The sequence below is a fragment of the Mycobacterium sp. genome (assembly GCF_049647605.1).
In the GTDB taxonomy this organism is placed as follows: Bacteria; Actinomycetota; Actinomycetes; order Mycobacteriales; family Mycobacteriaceae; genus Mycobacterium.
Genome location: NZ_JBARXZ010000235.1, coordinates 1 through 1,541 on the forward strand (window position 1 = coordinate 1; position 1,541 = coordinate 1,541).

Annotated in this window: 1 protein-coding gene; it reads right to left on the reverse strand. The window is 70.3% G+C overall.

Annotated features, from left to right (window positions below):
• A partial coding sequence (gene ilvD / locus WBB07_RS29275; protein WP_526313250.1) for a dihydroxy-acid dehydratase occupies window positions 1-1,517 on the reverse strand: 1,517 nt, incomplete at its 3' end.
• Window positions 1,518-1,541: the final 24 nt, after the last annotated feature.

Sequence of the window (1,541 nt, forward strand, 5' to 3'; positions counted from 1 at the left end):
AACGCGATGGGGCCGGCGTCAACGGCCTCGGGTGCGACGTGCCCGACGCACAGGCCGGTCGTCCCGCCGGAGAACCGACCGTCGGTGAGCAGCAGGACGTCCTTGCCGAGCCCGGCACCCTTGATCGCACCCGTGATCGCGAGCATCTCCCGCATGCCGGGCCCGCCCTTCGGACCTTCGTAGCGGATGACAACGACGTCGCCCGCCTGGATCGTGCCGTCCTCGAGGGCGTCGAGCGCGGCGCGCTCACGCTCGAAGACGCGCGCGGTGCCCTCGAACACGTCGGTGTCGAAGCCGGCGGACTTCACGACGGCGCCGTCGGGTGCGAGCGAGCCCTCGAGGATCGTGATGCCGCCCGTGCGGTGGATCGGGTTGTCGAGCGCACGCAGGATCTTGCCGTCAGGGTCAGGCGGCGCGACGTCCGCGAGGTTCTCCGCGACGGTGCGGCCGGTGACGGTGAGGCAGTCGCCGTGGAGGAGCCCGGCGTCGAGCAGCGCCTTCATGACGACAGGCACTCCCCCGATCCGGTCGACGTCCGCCATGACGTAACGGCCGAACGGCTTGAGGTCGCCCAGGTGCGGCACCTTGGCGGCGACGCGGCGGAAGTCGTCGAGCGTCAGGTCGACCTCGGCCTCGTGGGCGATCGCAAGGAGGTGCAGGACGGCGTTCGTCGAGCCGCCGAACGCCATGACGACGGCGATGGCGTTCTTGAACGCTTCCTTCGTCATGATCTGCCGCGCGGTGATCCCCCGTCGCAGCAGCTCGACGACCGCCTCGCCCGAGCGCTGAGCGAACGAGTCACGACGCCGGTCCGCCGAGGGCGGTGCCGCTGAGCCGGGCAGCGACATGCCCATCGCCTCGGCCACAGACGCCATCGTGTTCGCCGTGTACATGCCCCCGCACGCGCCCTCCCCCGGGCAGATCGCGCGCTCGATGCGGCCCAGGTCCTCCGTGCTCATGAGGCCGCGCGCGCACGCTCCGACCGCCTCGAAGGCATCGATCAGGGTCACGTCCTTCTCGGTGCCGTCCTCGAGCTTGACCCACCCGGGAGCGATCGTGCCGGCGTAGAGGAAGACGGACGCGAGGTCGAGCCGCGCGGCGGCCATGAGCATGCCGGGCAGCGACTTGTCGCACCCCGCGAGGAGGACTGAGCCGTCGAGCCGCTCAGCCATCATCACGGTCTCGACGGAGTCCGCGATGACGTCGCGCGAGACGAGCGAGAAGTGCATGCCCTCGTGGCCCATCGAGATGCCGTCGGAGACGGAGATGGTCCCGAACTCGAGTGGGTAGCCGCCGCCCGCATGGACGCCGTTCTTCACGGCCTTCGCGAGGCGGTCGAGCGACAGGTTGCACGGAGTGATCTCGTTCCACGAGCTCGCGACGCCGATCTGCGGCTTGTCCCAGTCGTCGTCGCCCATGCCGACGGCGCGGAGCATCCCGCGCGAGGCCGTCGCCTCGATCCCGTCCGTGACCTGCCGTGACCTGGGCTTGATGTCGATCGCGTCGTCGCTCGCCATACCGCGAGTATCACCCGCAGGCCC